Annotated in this window: 12 protein-coding genes; 3 read left to right on the plus strand and 9 right to left on the minus strand. The window is 60.5% G+C overall.

Features of this window, described 5'->3' with window-relative positions:
* Nucleotides 1–7: 7 nt before the first annotated feature.
* From lnt to miaB, 5 genes are all read right to left on the minus strand, one after another.
* Complete coding sequence (lnt, locus tag ASE98_RS21170; RefSeq protein ID WP_060543275.1) at nt 8–1,531, minus strand: apolipoprotein N-acyltransferase; 1,524 nt, start codon at nt 1,529–1,531, stop codon at nt 8–10.
* An 8-nt stretch (nt 1,532–1,539) separates the two neighbouring features.
* Nucleotides 1,540–2,379, minus strand: coding sequence for an HlyC/CorC family transporter (locus ASE98_RS21175; protein ID WP_060543276.1), 840 nt, complete (start codon nt 2,377–2,379; stop codon nt 1,540–1,542).
* Between the two features lie 5 nt (nt 2,380–2,384).
* Nucleotides 2,385–2,879: an rRNA maturation RNase YbeY gene (gene ybeY, locus ASE98_RS21180; protein ID WP_060543277.1), complete on the minus strand. Its 495-nt coding sequence runs from the start codon at nt 2,877–2,879 to the stop codon at nt 2,385–2,387.
* Nucleotides 2,872–3,879 (minus strand): PhoH family protein, encoded by a 1,008-nt coding sequence (locus ASE98_RS21185; RefSeq protein WP_060543278.1) that lies wholly within the window; start codon nt 3,877–3,879, stop codon nt 2,872–2,874. The genes ybeY and ASE98_RS21185 overlap by 8 nt, the downstream gene beginning before the upstream one ends.
* A gap of 218 nt (nt 3,880–4,097) precedes the next feature.
* Nucleotides 4,098–5,426, minus strand: coding sequence for a tRNA (N6-isopentenyl adenosine(37)-C2)-methylthiotransferase MiaB (miaB, locus tag ASE98_RS21190; RefSeq protein ID WP_060543279.1), 1,329 nt, complete (start codon nt 5,424–5,426; stop codon nt 4,098–4,100).
* Between the two features lie 136 nt (nt 5,427–5,562).
* Here miaB and ASE98_RS21195 point away from each other — a divergent pair, with 136 nt between their 5' ends.
* A complete protein-coding gene (locus ASE98_RS21195) occupies nt 5,563–5,892 on the plus strand; it encodes a DUF1820 family protein (protein ID WP_007894425.1) in 330 nt (109 codons plus the stop codon).
* 80 nt (nt 5,893–5,972) lie between these two features.
* Here ASE98_RS21195 and ASE98_RS21200 read toward each other — a convergent pair whose 3' ends face one another.
* From ASE98_RS21200 to ASE98_RS21215, 4 genes are all read right to left on the minus strand, one after another.
* A complete protein-coding gene (locus ASE98_RS21200) occupies nt 5,973–6,527 on the minus strand; it encodes a tetratricopeptide repeat protein (protein ID WP_060543280.1) in 555 nt (184 codons plus the stop codon).
* 227 nt (nt 6,528–6,754) lie between these two features.
* Nucleotides 6,755–8,038 carry a glutamate-1-semialdehyde 2,1-aminomutase gene (hemL, locus tag ASE98_RS21205; RefSeq protein ID WP_060543281.1) on the minus strand — a complete coding sequence of 428 codons (1,284 nt, stop codon included), beginning with the start codon at nt 8,036–8,038 and terminating at the stop codon, nt 6,755–6,757.
* 31 nt (nt 8,039–8,069) lie between these two features.
* Nucleotides 8,070–8,693: a thiamine phosphate synthase gene (thiE, locus tag ASE98_RS21210; RefSeq protein ID WP_060543282.1), complete on the minus strand. Its 624-nt coding sequence runs from the start codon at nt 8,691–8,693 to the stop codon at nt 8,070–8,072.
* An 18-nt stretch (nt 8,694–8,711) separates the two neighbouring features.
* On the minus strand, nt 8,712–9,509 hold the full coding sequence (locus tag ASE98_RS21215; protein WP_060543396.1) for a hydroxymethylpyrimidine/phosphomethylpyrimidine kinase: 798 nt from the start codon (nt 9,507–9,509) through the stop codon (nt 8,712–8,714).
* A 280-nt stretch (nt 9,510–9,789) separates the two neighbouring features.
* Between ASE98_RS21215 and ASE98_RS21220 the strand changes: the two genes are divergently transcribed.
* Both ASE98_RS21220 and ASE98_RS21225 read left to right on the plus strand, forming a co-directional pair.
* The gene (locus ASE98_RS21220) at nt 9,790–12,174 is read left to right on the plus strand and encodes a hybrid sensor histidine kinase/response regulator (protein ID WP_060543283.1); all 2,385 of its coding nucleotides are present in this window, start codon (nt 9,790–9,792) and stop codon (nt 12,172–12,174) included.
* 74 nt (nt 12,175–12,248) lie between these two features.
* Nucleotides 12,249–13,895, plus strand: coding sequence for an acyl-CoA dehydrogenase family protein (locus ASE98_RS21225; protein WP_060543284.1), 1,647 nt, complete (start codon nt 12,249–12,251; stop codon nt 13,893–13,895).
* Nucleotides 13,896–14,020: the final 125 nt, after the last annotated feature.

Consider the following 14,020-nt stretch of genomic DNA (forward strand, 5'->3'; position numbering starts at 1 on the left):
GCCAGTCTCAGACGGTTTTCGCCATCCGGTTCGCCACCAGCGCCCAGCCAAACAACAGCACACAAAGGATGATCAACGGCCATGAACGCCACTGCAGATAAGGCGTCAGGTTGTGCATCGGCACCACTTCACCGTACAGGATGCCTCGCTCGAACTGCGGGATCTGGGCGGTGATCTGGCCGAATGGATTGATCAGCCCGGTTACACCGTTGTTGGTCGCGCGGATCATCCAGCGACCGGCTTCCAGCGCGCGCATCTGCGCCATTTGCAAGTGTTGCAGCGGGCCTATGGAGGTGCCGAACCAGGTGTCGTTGCTGATGGTCAGTAACAGATCGCTACGGGCGGCCAGGCTGGCGGCAAACTCCGGATAGACCACTTCGTAGCAAATGTACGGCGCGATCTGATAACCCTTGGCTTGCAGCAAGGGCTGGTCGGCCGGGCCTCGGGCGAAGTCCGACATCGGCAAATCGAAGAATGCGATCAGGCCTCGCAGCACATCCTGCAGTGGCACGTATTCGCCAAACGGCACCAGTTTCTGCTTGAGGTAAGTACCATCGCCTTCACCCGTCACGGTAATGCCGTTGTAAAAACGCTTTTCCTGGTGGACCATTTGGCGGATCGGCACGCCGGTAATCAGCGCCGAATTACGCTCGGCTGCAAAATTGCCCATCATGTTCAGGTAGCCCTCGGCGGACTCCTTGAGCACCGGCACCGCCGTTTCCGGCCAGATCAGCAGGTCGACGGGTTTGGAGCTGAAACTCATGTCGCGATAAAGCGCCAACTGCGCGTTGAGCTGCGCCGGGTCCCACTTCAGGCTCTGTTCGACATTGCCCTGGATCGCCGCGACACTCAGTGGTGCCCCGGCCGGGCTGGTCCAGGCATGATGCTTTAGGGCGAAACCCGCCACCCAGGGGCCGACCAACAGCAAAGCGCCCGCTGCAATGAAGCCTTTGCGGCCAGTGCGAACCAGGCGCAGGGCGTTGTAGAGCAATGCTGCGGTCAGGGCCAGGGTGAAGGAAATCAGCCACATCCCGCCCACCGGCGCGAGGCCGGTCAGCGGGCCGTCGAGCTGACTGTAACCCGAGTAGAGCCACGGAAAGCCGGTGAGAAACCAGCCGCGAAAGGCTTCCTGTCCAACCCACAATGCAGCAAACGCCAGGGCATCGGCCAGTGGAGCCTCGTTGCGACGCAACCAGCGCGCCCACAACCAGGCGGGCAGGGCGAAGAACCAGGCAATCGCCGCCGTGAAGAGCAGCATGAGGAAGCCGGCCAGCAGCATTGACGCGCCACCGAAGTGGTGGATGCTGTAGTAGATCCAGCTGGTACCGGCACCAAAAAGTCCGAAGCCGAAGCACCAGCCTCGACCAAGGGCCTGGCGTGGACTGAGCTCACGCAGGCCGGCGTAGAACAATCCGACCGCCAGTAATGCCAGCGGCCAGATATCGAACGGCGCAAGCGCCAGGGTGGTGATTGCACCGGCCGCCACGGCCAGCAGGTTACCGGGCCAGCCGGGGCGGGTTGTCCAGCGCATTTCAATCCTTAGCGAGCAATGGGTGTCAGACGCAGCAGGTGAATCCTTCGGCTGTCGGCATTCAGGATGCGGAAGCGGTACTGGCCGATTTCGGTGATTTCGTTGCGTTTTGGCAGGTGCCCGAACGCACTCATCACCAGGCCGCCGACGGTGTCGAACTCGTCGTCGGAAAATTCGCTGTCGAAAAACTCGTTGAAGTTCTCGATCGGCGTCAGTGCCTTGATCAGGAAGTCTCCGCTTGGCAGCGGCTTGATGTAGCTGTCTTCCTCGACGTCGTGTTCGTCTTCAATATCACCGACGATCTGTTCCAGGACGTCTTCAATCGTCACCAGACCCGCCACACCGCCGTATTCGTCGATGACGATGGCCATGTGATTGTGGTTGGCGCGGAACTCGCGCAGCAGCACGTTCAGGCGCTTGGACTCCGGCACGAACGTGGCCGGACGCAGCAGGTCCTTGATGTTGAAGCTGTCGCCATTTTCCTTGAGGATCAATGGCAGCAAGTCCTTGGCCAGCAGCACGCCCATCACGTCATCGTGGCTTTCGCCGATCACCGGGTAGCGGGAGTGGGCCGAGTCGACCACGGCTGGGAGGAATTCGCGGGGTGTCTGGGTCGCCTTGATGCTGACCATTTGCGAACGCGGCACCATGATGTCGCGTACCTGCAGGTCGGCTACCTGGATGGCGCCTTCGACGATGGCCAGCGCTTCGCTGTCCAGCAGTTTGTTCTGGTGTGCGTCGCGCAGCAGCTCCAGCAGCTCCTGGCGGTTCTTCGGCTCGTGGGCAAAAGCCTGGGTGAGCTTACCCAGCCATGACTTCTGCCCGTTGCTCGATCGATCTTCGCTCATAGCGATTACTCTGAATCCTTTGTTGTTTCGGTAGGGGAAATATCAGTTTCGTCGTCCGCGTACGGATCGGGATAGCCCAGCTCTGCAAGCAACGTTCGTTCCAGTGCTTCCATTTCTTCGGCTTCTTCGTCGTCTATATGGTCGTAACCAAGCAGATGCAAGCAGCCGTGAATCACCAGGTGTGCCCAATGGGCCTTGAGTTCCTTGCCTTGCTCGGCGGCTTCGCGCTCGACCACCGCCACGCAGATCACCAGATCGCCCAGCAACGGGATGTCGAGAAACTCGTCGGGAACATCCGCCGGGAACGACAAGACGTTGGTGGCGTAATCTTTCTGCCGCCAAGTGTGGTTCAGCTCGCGGCCTTCGGCTTCGTCGACCAAACGAATGGTCATTTCCGAGTCGGCGCTACGCTGGCGCAGGGCCAGTTCACACCATTGGCGGAACTCGGCTTCGCTGGGCGCGCGCGCTTCGGTGGCGATTTGCAGGTCTAGCTCAAGCATCGCGGCGGCTATCCTTGGCGGCTGCATCATCGGCCGCTTTGGTTTCGAAGCGCTCGTAGGCTTCGACGATGCGCTGCACCAATGGGTGGCGCACGACGTCTTTGGGCTGGAAATGGGTGAAGCTGATGCCCGGCACATCCTTGAGCACTTCTATCACGTGATGCAGGCCGGACTTGGTGCCGCGAGGCAGGTCGACCTGGGTGATGTCGCCGGTAATGACTGCCGTGGAGCCGAAGCCGATCCGGGTCAGGAACATTTTCATCTGTTCGACCGTGGTGTTCTGGCTTTCGTCGAGGATGATGAAGCTGTTGTTCAGGGTGCGCCCGCGCATGTAGGCCAGCGGCGCGACTTCGATCACCTGGCGCTCGATCAGCTTGGCGACGTATTCGAAGCCGAGCATTTCGTAGAGTGCGTCGTAGAGCGGACGCAGGTACGGGTCGATCTTCTGCGACAGGTCGCCGGGCAGGAAGCCGAGTTTTTCACCGGCTTCGACCGCAGGACGAACCAGCAGGATGCGGCGGATCTGCTCGCGTTCCAGCGCATCGACCGCACAGGCGACAGCCAGGTAGGTCTTGCCGGTACCGGCCGGACCAATGCCGAAATTGATGTCGTTACCGAGGATTTCCTTGACGTAGCGCAGTTGATTCAAGCCGCGGGGGCGAATCATGCCTTTCTTGGTGCGCAGGGCTACGGAGGGTTCGGCGGGGGAGTGGTTGTCCAGCTCCTCGATGGCCGATTCCTGCAGGAACAGGTGGACCATGTCCGGCGACAGCTCGGTACCCTTGGTTTCCCGGTACAGGCGGCGCAGGAGGTTTTCCGCGGAGGAGGTGTGTTTGGGCTCGCCGATCAGTTCGAACTGGTTTCCGCGATTGCGGATCTCGATGCTCAGGCGCTGTTCGATCAAGCGCAGGTGCTCGTCGAATTGCCCGCACAGATTGGCAAAGCGGCGAGCCTCAAAGGGCTCGAGGATGAAACGATGTGGTTCTATGGGTGCGTTCAAGGTCGTATTTAGCCGCCCTGGGGCAATTGAGATGAAATCAAGGATAACGCCAGTGGCGTGGGTGCGAAAGCTCTTAAATAAGATGCACGAATTCGCTACTTGACTGTGGCGAGGGGGCTTGCCCCCGTTCGCCTGCGATGCAGTCGCAAAATATAGGGAGCGCTGCGCGATCCAGCGGGGGCAAGCCCCCTCGCCACAAAAGCCCGGCTCCCACAGTGTTACTGGATCAGCGAACCCCGCAGCGAGTGCGGTTGCGCGGCATCGATGTGCACATCGGCGAACTGGCCGATCAGGGTCGGATTGTCGCAGCGGAAGTTGACGATCCGGTTATTCTCGGTGCGACCCTGCAACTCGCCGGGGTCTTTTTTCGAGTAATCGGTCACCAGGATGCGCTGGACCGAGCCGACCATTTGTCGGCTGATCTCGAAACCTTGCTGGTTCAGGCGATGTTGCAGGGCGTTCAGCCGTTCTTTTTTCAGTTCTTCCGGCGTGTCATCGGCCAGATCGGCTGCCGGAGTACCCGGGCGCTGGCTGTAGACGAACGAGTAGGAGAAGTCGAAACCGACGTCCTCGATCAGCTTCATGGTCTGTTCGAAGTCTTTCTCGGTCTCGCCCGGGAAACCGACGATGAAGTCCGAGCTGATGCAGATGCCCGGCACGGCGGCCCGTAACTTGCGCAGCTTGGATTTGTACTCCAGCGCTGTGTGGTTGCGCTTCATCGCTGCCAGGATGCGGTCCGAGCCCGATTGCACCGGCAGGTGCAGGTGTTTGACCAGCTCCGGTACCTCGGCGTGGGCCTGGATCAGGCTGTCGGAGAACTCCAGCGGGTGCGAAGTGGTGTAGCGGATGCGATCGATGCCGTCGACAGCGGCCACCACGCGGATCAGTTCGGCCAGATCAGCCAGGCGCCCGTCATGGGTAAGGCCGCGATAGCCGTTGACGTTCTGCCCCAGCAAGGTCACTTCGCGCACACCGTTCTCGGCGAGGTGAATGATCTCGGCGATCACGTCGTCGAACGGCCGGCTGACTTCTTCGCCGCGGGTGTAGGGCACCACGCAGAACGTGCAGTACTTGCTGCAGCCTTCCATCACCGACACATACGCGCTTGGGCCGTCGATACGCGGCTCGGGCAAATGGTCGAATTTTTCGATTTCCGGGAACGAGACGTCGACCTGCGGCAGCCGGGTGCTGCGCGCAGCGTCGATCATTTCCGGCAGGCGGTGCAAGGTCTGCGGGCCGAACACCACGTCGACGTACGGGGCGCGGTCGCGGATGGCGGCGCCTTCCTGACTGGCCACGCACCCGCCGACGGCGATCACCATTTCAGGGTTGGCCAATTTCAGCTCGCGCCAGCGGCCGAGCTGGGAATACACCCGGTCCTGGGCGCGTTCGCGGATCGAGCAGGTGTTGAGCAGGATCACGTCGGCGTCTTCAGCGCGAGCGGTGACTTCCAGGGCCTGATGTTCGCCCAGCAGATCGACCATGCGCGAGCTGTCGTACTCGTTCATCTGGCAACCGTGGGTTTCGATGTAAAGCTTCTTGGCCATGGAATAGAGTCATCACGTGATTCAAAGAACCGCGCATTATAGGGAACATGTTCCAAGGTTCCTACCGCTGTGCGTCCGGCGGCTATGCTATAGTTCGCGCCCTCATTTTTATCCCCCGATGTGTTGCTCGCCCACCATGACCAAACGTGAAGCTCCAATCTACAAGGTGATTTTTCTTAACCAGGGCCAGGTGTACGAAATGTATGCCAAGCAGATCTATCAAAGTGATCTGTGGGGCTTCCTGGAAGTGGAAGAATTCGTCTTTGGCGAGCGCACGCAAGTGGTCGTCGATCCGAGCGAAGAAAAGCTCAAGGCTCAGTTCGAGGGCGTTGTGCGCAGTTTCGTGCCGATGCATTCGATCGTGCGCATCGACGAAGTCGAGCGCCTGGGTACGCCTAAGATCAGTGAAGCCCGCGGCGCGGTCGGCAATGTGATGCCGTTTCCGATGCCGATGCCTGAGAAGTAGGGCTTTTGTGGTGAGGGGGGTGTGGCGAGGGAGCTTGTCGGACCGCCGCACCCCCCTCACCACAAAATCATTTGTGACAATTAAGGCAGCGGCGCAAACGGCGTGCGCCCATCGGCACTCTGCAATTCCATCAAATATTTACGGAATATTTGCCCCAGCACCTGGGTAGCGATTTCCAGTTCTTCGCGCGGCATCTTTTCCGTGACTTCGTCGGCGGTGTCCAGCGCATCTTCAGCGCCATTGACCGCCGCCATTTTCAGCAAGATATAGGCTTGAACGTTGTTGGCCGGTACGCCGTCGCCGTGGAAGAACATGGTGCCAAGTTTGAATTGCGCCTGGGCGTGGCCCTGCAGCGAGGCCTTTTCGAAATAGCTCAGGGCTTGATTGAGGTCGCGCGGCGCGTTTTTGCCGTCGTAGTAGAACTCGCCCAACTCGTATTGCGCCTGGGCATCCCCTTCATCCGACGCTTTCTGGCAGGCGGCGAGTGCCTGGGCCAGGTCCTGCGGCTGGGTATTGAGGGTGCAGCGACCCATCGCTGGGATTAACAACGAGTTGCCGCCTGCTTGTGCGTGCGCGAGCAGGGGCTGAAGGAGCAACAGGCAGCCCAGTGAAAGGGCGCGGCCGGTGCGGTTCATGGGAATCGACTTACCTCTGAAGGGCGCGCGGACCCATCGAGGGGATCCAATAAGCGCGCATTATGAAATAAGCAGGGGCAACCTTACAAAGTCTTTACTCGTTTTTCTGCTGCGTGGGAAATATATCGCCCACTTTGCGGGGAATTATGGGCGGGGGGAGTCAGATAAAGCGCAGGAATGCAGGTGAAAAGCTGACGCTGGCAGTGACCAGCGTCAGCGCAGCACCCTTACTTCAATGCAGCGAAGGCGCGCTCGGCGGCATCCAGGGTCAGTTTCAACTCGGCTTCGCCATGGGCGATCGAGGTGAAGCCGGCTTCGAACGCGCTCGGTGCCAGGTAAACGCCACCTTCCAGCATCAGGTGGAAGAAACGGCCGAACAGGGCGGCGTCGCTGGCCATGACGTCATCGAACGTCACGATGTCGTCGGCACCGCTGAAATACAGACCGAACATGCCACCGGCCTGGGTGGTCACGAACGGAATGCCGGCTGCATCGGCGCGTTGTTGCAGGCCGTCCAGCAGGCGAGTGGTGTAGTCGGTCAGCTCGGCGTGGAAGCCCGGACGGCTGATCAGGCGCAGGGTGGTCAGGCCGGCGGCCATTGCCAGCGGGTTACCCGACAGTGTACCGGCCTGGTAGACCGGGCCCAGCGGTGCGATGCGCGACATGATTTCGCGCTTGCCGCCGAAGCAGCCGACCGGCATGCCGCCGCCGATGATCTTGCCGAAGGTGGTCAGGTCCGGCTTCACGCCGTAGTGCGCCTGGGCGCCGCCGAGGGCGACACGGAAACCGGTCATGACTTCGTCGAAAATCAGCACCACGCCGTGTTTGTCGCACAGCGTCCGCAGGCCTTCGAGGAAGCCCGGAGCCGGTGGTACGCAGTTCATGTTGCCGGCCACGGGTTCAACGATGATGCAGGCCACGTCCTGGCCAACTTCGGCGAGCATGGCCTCAACTGCGTCGATGTCGTTGAACGGCAGGGTCAGGGTGTGTTTGGCGAACGCTGCCGGCACACCGGCCGAGCTCGGCACGCCTTGGGTCAGGGCGCCGGAACCGGCCTTGACCAGCAGGCTGTCGGAGTGACCGTGGTAGCAGCCTTCGAACTTGATGATGCTGTCGCGACCGGTGAAGCCGCGGGCCAGGCGGATGGCGCTCATGGTCGCTTCGGTACCGGAGCTGACCATGCGCACCATTTCCATCGATGGCACGAGCGAGCAGACCAGATCGGCCATCTGGGTTTCCATCTCGGTCGGGGCGCCGTATGACAGCCCGTGCTCCAGTTGCTTGCGCACCGCGTCCAGCACGTCCGGATGGCTGTGACCGAGGATCATCGGGCCCCAGGAACCGACGTAGTCCACATAGCGTTTGTTGTCTTCGTCGGTGACGTAGGCGCCTTCAGCGTGCTTGAAGAACAACGGCGTGCCGCCAACGCTCTTGAACGCGCGCACCGGCGAGTTCACGCCACCGGGGATGTGTTTCTGGGCATTGGCAAACAGGGTTTCGGAACGAGACATGATCGGGCTCTCAAATCGGATTTTAAGCTACTTAAATAGAAAACAGTTCGTTGAAGGCGCGGGCGCGGCGGGTCACTTCAGCCGTGCTCTGTGCACCAAACAGGCCATGCACCACCGCCAGCAGATCAACGCCATGGGCCACCAGCGGCGCGGCGTTATCAAGGGTGATACCGCCGATCGCGCAGATCGGCAGGTGCAATTGCTTGCGGGCCTGGTCGAGTAGTTCGAGGCTGCAAGTGGGTGCGCCGGGCTTGGTGCTGGAATTGAAGAAGCGGCCAAAGGCGACGTAACTGGCGCCTTCTTTTATGGCTTGCTCAGCCAGTTCGATTTGCGCATGACAGGTCGAGCCGATGATCGCTTTGGAACCGAGCAGTGCGCGGGTCGGCGACAGTGGGCCATCGGTCTGGCCAAGATGCACGCCGACGTTCAGGCGCGCGGCCAGCTCCGCATCGTCATTGATGATCAACTGGGTCTTGTATCGATCGCACAGATCGCGCAAGGCTTCGGCCTCGCGCAGGCGGCGGGCCTCATCGCTGCTCTTGTCGCGGTACTGCAGCAAGGTGACGCCACCTTCCAGCGCCGCCTCCACGTACGAAAGAAGTTTACCGGCCAGCAACTGGCTGTCGGTAATGGCGTACAGGCCACGTAGTTTCATCGGACTAGCCTCATGGCATTACGAACAGAAATCCAGTGGCAGGCGGCGTGGCACGAATTGGCCTTTGCCCAGCTGCTCGGCATCGCGCAGGGTGCGCCACGTGTAGTTAAGTGCAGTCTGTACGGCGCTGGCGAGGTTTTCACCCTGGGCCAGACGACCGGCCAGGGCGCTGGCCAGGGTGCAACCGGAGCCATGATAGCTGCCGGGCAGGCGCTGGCAGGTAAAGGTTTCGCGCAGGCCATCACGGCTGTACAGGCGATTGTGGATTTCGGTTTCGTCGCCGTGACCGCCGGTGATCAGCAGGTGTTTGACGTATGGCAGGAGTTTTTCTGCGCACTCGTCCGCAGTGCCCTCAGGCAGTTCGGCGAGGATGCGGGCTTCAGGGAGGTTGGGGGTGGCAATGATCGACAGGGGCAGCAGGCGTTCACGCATGGCGTAGCCCACTTCGTCCTTGCCCAGTCGCCCGCCGCCGCCGGCGCGCAGTACCGGGTCACAGACCACTGGCAAATGCGGGTGAGCCGAAAGCAGTTCGACAACGGTGTCGACCATTTCCAGGGAACCGAGCATGCCCAGTTTGACCGCAGCGACTTCGGAGTCGTTGAGCACGGCATTGGCCTGGGCCAGCACCCACTCACGGTCGAGGACGCGGAAGTCAGTGACATTGACGGTGTCTTGCACGGTCAGGGCGGTCACGGCCGGAGCCGCATGGCATCCCTGAGCGAGCAGGGCTTCGATATCTGCCTGCAAGCCGGCGCCACCACTTGGGTCGTGGCCGGAGAGACAGAGGACAACGGGGCGAGAGCTGTAGATATTCATGGTGCGCGAGCTTACCACCAAACATGTTTTTCGGGTGTGTGCACGCATTGGCATAGCGATCTTTTGATCATTGCCATCAAGGCAGTGGTTTTGGATCGCTGATTAGTGCTGAGGTGCCCGTTCTAGAGCCTTTTCAATATAATTTTCGATGGTGCTTAAAGGCCATCAACGGCTATGCTAAAGTGGATCCAAACCAATAACAGGTGATACCGGTTTTACGTCTACTCAAAGGGAATGGGGGGCTTCCTGAAAAGACCGGACAGTCCACGCTGGGGCTTAAATGCGCTATCTGCTGATGTTGCTGTTGTGTTTGCCCCTTTTGGCGAACGCCGTCGAGTTCGATGAGTTTACTCGCAGCCTTCCCTTGGGCCGAACCCTGCAAGTGCTGGAGGACGCGGGTGGTCAGGCGACCATCGCGGATGTACTTGCGCAAGCGGCAGCCGGCAACTTCAAGCCTCACCACAAAGACACGCTCAACGCCGGGTATTCACGTTCTGTGTTCTGGCTGAAAATTGACCTGCACTACCGTCCGGGCAACCCGGCAGCGCAACGGACCTGGCTGCTGGAACTGGCCTATCCGCCTCTGGACCGTCTCGATCTTTATTTACCCGATTCGGCCGGCGACTATCATCTGGTCCGGCAGACCGGCGATGCCTTGCCATTTGCCAGTCGTGAGATTCACCAGAACAATTACCTGTTCGACCTGGCGTTCAAGCCAGATCAGCGCGAAACCCTCTATCTGCGTCTGCAAAGTGAAGGCTCGATCCAGGCGCCCGTGACGTTGTGGTCGAGCACCGCCTACCTCGAAGAACAACCCGTGCGCCTCTATGTACTTGGGTTGATATACGGCGTGTTGCTGGGAATGCTGGTCTACAACCTGTTCATCTACCTCAGTGTGCGCGACACCAGTTATCTCTACTACATCTTCTACATCGCCTCGTTCGGTCTGTATCAGCTGTCGGTGAACGGGGCGGCGGTGCAGTATTTCTGGCCCGACAACCCTTGGTGGGCCAATGCCGCGACGCCATTTTTCATTGGCTGCGCGGGTCTGTTCGGCAGTCAGTTCGCCCGCAGTTTTTTGCAGATGGCTACCCACAGCCGCTGGGTCGATCGCTTATTGCTGGCGCTGGTCGTTTTCAGTGCGCTGGTGGTCGGCCTGTCATTGATGGCCAGTTATGCCCTGGCGTTACGGCTGGCCACGGCGCTGGCGCTGACGTTCACCGTAGTGATTTTTGCCGCCGGCATCTTTGCCTGGCTGCGCGGCTTGCGCGTAGCGCGGTACTTCATCATCGCCTGGTCGGCGTTTCTGCTCGGTGGCGTCGTCAATACGCTGATGGTGCTGGGTTACCTGCCCAACGTGTTCCTGACCATGTATTCCAGCCAGATCGGTTCGGCGATCGAGGTGGCTTTGCTGTCCCTGGCCCTGGCCGATCGCATCAACGCAATGCGCGAGCAGCAAGCACAGACCCTGCTCGATGCCAGCCAGAAACTTGAAGTGCTCAACCAGCAACTGGAGCGCAGCAACCAGCTCAAGGACGAATTTCTCGCCACCCTGACCCATGAACTGCGTACGCCGATGAACGGCGTAATCGGTTCTCTGGAGCTGATGCAGACCGTAGAAATGGACCCGGAGCTGGAGCAATACCAGCAGACGGCCTCGGGGTCGGCGCGGGACATGATGCGCATGGTCAATGGCATTCTCACCCTCACCGAATTGCAGGCCGGCAAGCTCAAGGCCTCGGCGGATGCCTTCAGTTTGCGTGGTATGGTCGAGTCGTTGCGAGGGCAGTTCGAAGGTAATGCAACAGCCAAATCCCTGGATTTCAAGGTCGATATCGCCTCGGGTGTGCCGGACCGCCTGCACGGTGACAAGGCGAAGATCTCGCAATGCCTGGAGTGCCTGCTGGATAACGCAATCAAATTCACCCGCATTGGAGGCCTGGCCTTGCGGGTGACCGCGAAGGCGAACCAGCCTGACCGATTGGCATTGACCTTTGCGGTGATCGACACCGGCATCGGTTTTACCGATCTTGGGGAGGCCACCATGTATCAGCGCTTCTTCCAGCTCGACGGTTCGATGACTCGCGAATATGGCGGACTTGGGGTCGGGCTGGCGATCTGCCGGCAGTTGGTTGAATTGCTTGGTGGGCGTCTGACTCACCGTTCCGAGCCCGGGCGCGGCAGCCGCTTCCAGCTCGACGTCGAAGTTGAACTGGAAGCAGCCGGGCGTTCTGTGGCACCCCTGATGCCCCGGGATTTTCCACTCCTGCGCTTGCCACAGGAATGCGCCGTACTGCTGGTGGATGACAACAGCATCAGCCAACTGGTGATGCGCGGCATGCTGCTCAAGCTCGGCTTTCGCGTGCGCACCGCCGACAGCGATACCGTCGCCCTCGAACTGCTGCAGCAAGAAGCCTTTGATGCCGTGCTGGTGGACTGCCAGTTGCCGAAAACGCAAGGAATGTCGGTCTGTTGTCAGATCCGCGCCTTGCCGGGTTGCGCACAATTGCCGTTGTTCCTGGTCGCCCTCGGTGTCGATCGGGAACGCTGTCCGACCGGTGCATTGATCGATCACTTGAGTAAACCGGTGAAATTCGAAGACTTGCAGGCGGCGCTTTATCGTCGGGTGCTCTGCCCGCAGCATGGCGAAAGCGCCGGCAGTTAGGCAGATATGACACTTTGTTCGGCCATGGGGCAGTGCTTAACTGAAGTCCCTTGGCTGACCAAAGGAGCCCTGTCATGAACCTGCATCAGTTCGCCGAAACCCACGAAGTCACCAACCAGCCACCGTCGCTGGATGGCGCCAACCTGTACCGCATCGACCTGCCGTTGCAGGAGTGGTCGCGGCGGTTCGGTGCCGGTTGGGCCGAGTCGCGAATCGACGCCTATGGTGCATTGGCCGGCGGGCCGTTGATGGAGGCCGGGTTCCTGGCCAACCAGAATAAGCCGGAGTTCAGCAGCCATGACCGTTACGGTCATCGTATTGACCTGGTGGAGTTTCATCCCGCCTATCACCAACTGATGCGCACGGCAGTCGAGCATGGCCTGACTTCGTTGCCCTGGGCGCACCCACAGGATGGCGCCCATGTCGCGCGCGCGTCCATGACTTACTTGCACAGTCAGGCCGAAGCCGGCAGTGGCTGCCCGTTGACCATGACATTTGCCAGCGTACCGGCGCTGCGCCTGCAAGCGGATCTGGCGCAGCAGTGGTTGCCGAAAATCCTCGCTACCGAATATGACCCGCGCAACGTCGGCATGGCCCACAAGGCCGGGGTCACCATTGGCATGGCCATGACCGAGAAGCAGGGCGGCACCGATGTGCGGGCCAACACCACCAAGGCTTACCCGGTGGGGGGCCGTGGTCCTGGTCAGGCTTATGAACTGGTGGGGCACAAGTGGTTTTGTTCGGCCCCCATGTGCGATGCCTTCCTGACCCTGGCGCAGACGGACAAGGGCCTGACCTGCTTCCTGTTGCCGCGCCATCGCCCGGACGATACGCGCAATCAGTTTTACATCCAGCGTCTGAAGAACAAGCTGGGCAACTGCTCGAATGCTTCCAGTGAAGTGGAGTTCCGTGGGGCACTGGCCTGGATGGTCGGCGAGGAGGGCCGCGGGGTTCCGACAATCATAGAAATGGTCGCCATGACCCGTTTCGATTGCATGGTCGGTTCCAGTTCGTTGATGCGCCAGGCGCTGACCCAGGCCAGCCATCACTGCGCCCATCGCTCGGTCGGCGGCAAATTGCTCAGCGAACAACCCTTGATGCAGAACGTGCTGGCGGATCTGGCCCTGGAAAGCGAAGCGGCCCTGGCCTTGAGCCTGCGCATGGGCCGGGCGCTGGATCATCTGGATGACTCGCAGGAAGCGAAATTCGCCCGCCTGGTGACGGCGGTGGGCAAGTACTGGATATGCAAGCGTGCGCCGGGGATGATCAACGAAGCCGCCGAATGCATGGGTGGTGCGGGCTATGTCGAGGACAGCATTCTGCCGCGCCTGTATCGCGAGGCACCGGTGAACTCGACATGGGAAGGTTCCGGCAACGTGCAATGCCTTGATGTGTTGCGGGCGCTGTCGAAAGAGCCGGGTGTGCTCGATGCATTGTTCAGCGAGCTGGGTGACGGTCATGGCGACAAGCGTCTGGCCGCACACATCCGCCAGTTACAGGAGGCCTTCAAGGATACCAGCGACATTCAGTACCGTGCCCGGCAGCTGACTGAAGATATTGCCCTGGGGTTGCAGGCCAAGCTGTTGCTGGAAGCCGGGAATGCGGCGGTCAGTGATGCGTTTATTGCCAGTCGTCTGGATGGCGGTGGCCGAGTGTACGGCGCATTGCCACGCGGGCTGGACGTAGAAGCCATTGTCGCCCGCTCGACACCTAATGCGTGATCGACCCTGATCCTCTGTGGGAGCGGGCTTGCTCGCGAAGGCAGTATTTCAGCCGGCATCTTCATTGGCTGGCACGACGCCTTCGCGAGCAAGTCCGCTCCCACAGTGAACTTTGGTGTTTGCAG

The sequence above is a fragment of the Pseudomonas sp. Leaf48 genome (assembly GCF_001421885.1).
In the GTDB taxonomy this organism is placed as follows: domain Bacteria; phylum Pseudomonadota; class Gammaproteobacteria; order Pseudomonadales; family Pseudomonadaceae; genus Aquipseudomonas.

Excerpts from the sequence above, each read along its gene's own strand:
- lnt (WP_060543275.1), bottom strand. The coding sequence starts at position 1,531 with ATGCGCTGGACAACCCGCCCCGGCTGGCCCGGTAACCTGCTGGCCGTG.
- ASE98_RS21175 (WP_060543276.1), bottom strand. The coding sequence starts at position 2,379 with ATGAGCGAAGATCGATCGAGCAACGGGCAGAAGTCATGGCTGGGTAAG.
- ybeY (WP_060543277.1), bottom strand. The coding sequence starts at position 2,879 with ATGCTTGAGCTAGACCTGCAAATCGCCACCGAAGCGCGCGCGCCCAGC.
- miaB (WP_060543279.1), bottom strand. The coding sequence starts at position 5,426 with ATGGCCAAGAAGCTTTACATCGAAACCCACGGTTGCCAGATGAACGAG.
- ASE98_RS21195 (WP_007894425.1), top strand. The coding sequence starts at position 5,563 with ATGACCAAACGTGAAGCTCCAATCTACAAGGTGATTTTTCTTAACCAG.
- ASE98_RS21200 (WP_060543280.1), bottom strand. The coding sequence starts at position 6,527 with ATGAACCGCACCGGCCGCGCCCTTTCACTGGGCTGCCTGTTGCTCCTT.
- hemL (WP_060543281.1), bottom strand. The coding sequence starts at position 8,038 with ATGTCTCGTTCCGAAACCCTGTTTGCCAATGCCCAGAAACACATCCCC.
- thiE (WP_060543282.1), bottom strand. The coding sequence starts at position 8,693 with ATGAAACTACGTGGCCTGTACGCCATTACCGACAGCCAGTTGCTGGCC.
- ASE98_RS21215 (WP_060543396.1), bottom strand. The coding sequence starts at position 9,509 with ATGAATATCTACAGCTCTCGCCCCGTTGTCCTCTGTCTCTCCGGCCAC.
- ASE98_RS21220 (WP_060543283.1), top strand. The coding sequence starts at position 9,790 with ATGCGCTATCTGCTGATGTTGCTGTTGTGTTTGCCCCTTTTGGCGAAC.
- ASE98_RS21225 (WP_060543284.1), top strand. The coding sequence starts at position 12,249 with ATGAACCTGCATCAGTTCGCCGAAACCCACGAAGTCACCAACCAGCCA.